Source organism: Lichenibacterium minor (assembly GCF_004137685.1).
In the GTDB taxonomy this organism is placed as follows: Bacteria; Pseudomonadota; Alphaproteobacteria; order Rhizobiales; family Beijerinckiaceae; genus Lichenihabitans; species Lichenihabitans minor.
The window spans coordinates 1-1,847 of sequence record NZ_QYBB01000133.1; the positions used below are offsets into that span (position 1 = coordinate 1).

General features: G+C 67.6%; 3 protein-coding genes. 2 read left to right on the forward strand and 1 reads right to left on the reverse strand.

Annotation, left to right across the window (positions count from 1 at the left end; all coding sequences use genetic code 11):
• Window positions 1–116 precede the first annotated feature (116 nt).
• Window positions 117–245, reverse strand: a complete 129-nt coding sequence (locus tag D3273_RS29785) for a hypothetical protein (RefSeq protein ID WP_281011438.1) — start codon at window positions 243–245, stop codon at window positions 117–119.
• Between the two features lie 277 nt (window positions 246–522).
• Here D3273_RS29785 and D3273_RS27630 point away from each other — a divergent pair, with 277 nt between their 5' ends.
• Window positions 523–1,347 (forward strand): hypothetical protein, encoded by an 825-nt coding sequence (locus tag D3273_RS27630; RefSeq protein ID WP_129230241.1) that lies wholly within the window; start codon window positions 523–525, stop codon window positions 1,345–1,347.
• The gene (locus D3273_RS27635; protein ID WP_129230243.1) at window positions 1,305–1,562 is read left to right on the forward strand and encodes a hypothetical protein; all 258 of its coding nucleotides are present in this window, start codon (window positions 1,305–1,307) and stop codon (window positions 1,560–1,562) included. Before D3273_RS27630 ends, D3273_RS27635 begins: the two co-directional genes overlap by 43 nt.
• The last annotated feature ends 285 nt before the right edge of the window (window positions 1,563–1,847 follow it).

Genomic DNA, 1,847 nt, shown 5'->3' on the forward strand with positions numbered 1-1,847 from the left:
AGGCCGCCCGGCTGAGCCAGAGCGGCACCGGTCGCGAAGCACAGCGCGACGGCGAGAGACATCAGTGATCGCATGTTATGTCCTGCCCCATCGTTCCGCACCCTACCGTGCGGCGCTCAGGCCTTCAGCTCTCCGCGCGGCCACCTAGTCCTCATCAGGGCCCGCGCCGCGTCGAGGTAGGCGACCCACTCCTCGCGCTCGATGGTGCGCTTCGACCCCTCCGGGTAGGTCCACGTCCACGTCACCCTGCCGCGAGGGTCGGCTCGAGCGAGCGACGACAAGTGCCGTTTTCTCGCGATCATGGTCGGCTGGGCCTGGCCCCGGGTGCCGGCAGTCGGCGCCGCGCTGGATGCGAGCCGCACGCACGGGCAGGCGCGGTGGGGCACGTCCATGCACGGCAGCGGGTGAGCCTCGTCCAAGGTCGGCCTGTGGCGGATCGGCGGGGCCGAAAAGGATGGCGAGGCGGAGGGAAGTCGATCCGAGGACGGATCCACCCCACGAGAAATAACAAGGAATAACGACATGCACACCACCATGCCCATCTCGGACAATCTGGTCGGCGATCTCGTGCGGCAGATTTTCGGCGTCGAGCCAGCCGTTATGGCAGCCCTAGCCCACGGCGACGAGCAGGTGCGCGCCCGATTCATGCCCGACGCCGAGCCGACTACGGACCCCCTGGACGGCCTCGACGTCCTCGTGCGCCGCACCGTCGCGCTCGCGGCGGCCCTTTGTGACCATTCCGGGGCGATGTCGCTCGTGACCGAGCCGCAGGCCGCGGCGCCCGGCTGGCCGAGCGCCATGCTGGCCAACAGGTGTATCGTCCTCGGATGGGCGCTGTTCATCGCCACCCAGCCGATCTCGGCGACGCCCCTGCTGCTCGAGGCGGACGAGGCGGCGGGCGGCGTCATGGTCCCTCTGATCAGCATCGACCCCACCCTGTCGGACCTCGACGACCTGCTGGCCGAGCTGCGCCGGCGCAGGCAGCTGCACCTCGACGACCCAGATCCGGCGATCGTGGCCCACGAAGATATGCGGGTGGTGGCGCATGCCGGGATTGTATCGGTCGAGACTCTGCTCACCGACTGGTTCGGGGTGGACGTCGCCGCGATCGACCTGTTGGTGGACTGGCTCGGCACGCGCGTGGCGGGCTCGACCGCTCGCGCCGTGACGGCCATGAGATGGCTGGTCAACACGGCGATCGGGCTTGCGGCGCTGATCGAGCAGGAGGCCATTCTTGCCGTGCGCCTCAAGACGGAGCGGGATGCCCGGCTGGCGGGAGACCAAACGCCGACACGGCGAACTGCGTGCTGCTCCTGGCTGTCGCGATCCGCCACGCGCGGCACCTGACCGTGCGCCTGCTGCTGCCCCGCGAGGACTTGGCGGCTGCGGTGGTGGAGGCCGGCCGGCACGTCAGGGCGAGGCGCCTGCAGAGGGGCGAGGACCAGAAAGCGATGGCGCTCGACGCCCTGGAGCTGCAGGATCTCGCGGCGCATGGCTACGTCCACGTGGGACGGGCCGCCGCGGGGGAGGTGGCCTGGCGCCAGATCAGGGGCAACGCCTGACCGCCTGACGGCGGAGCGGAACTGGCCTTTGTCGGCTCCATACGCTCACGTTACGCAAATACTCATGACGATCTCCATCATGGGCGACATTTTACTTTAAATTTATTGTCAAGATTCTCTAGCTACTGAAAAACCAGATGTCATCTGGAGCAATCTTAAGGATTTCATGCGGCCGCGAACGGCAGAAGTGGGTGGAAAGCAGTCCGGCGTAATTGCTCACCTCCCCTGGGCTGGTGTGGTGTCGCGGGCGTCGGGAAGCGGTTGGATTTTTGGGTCGACGACGGC

Excerpts from the sequence above, each read along its gene's own strand:
- D3273_RS27630 (WP_129230241.1), top strand. The coding sequence starts at position 523 with ATGCACACCACCATGCCCATCTCGGACAATCTGGTCGGCGATCTCGTG.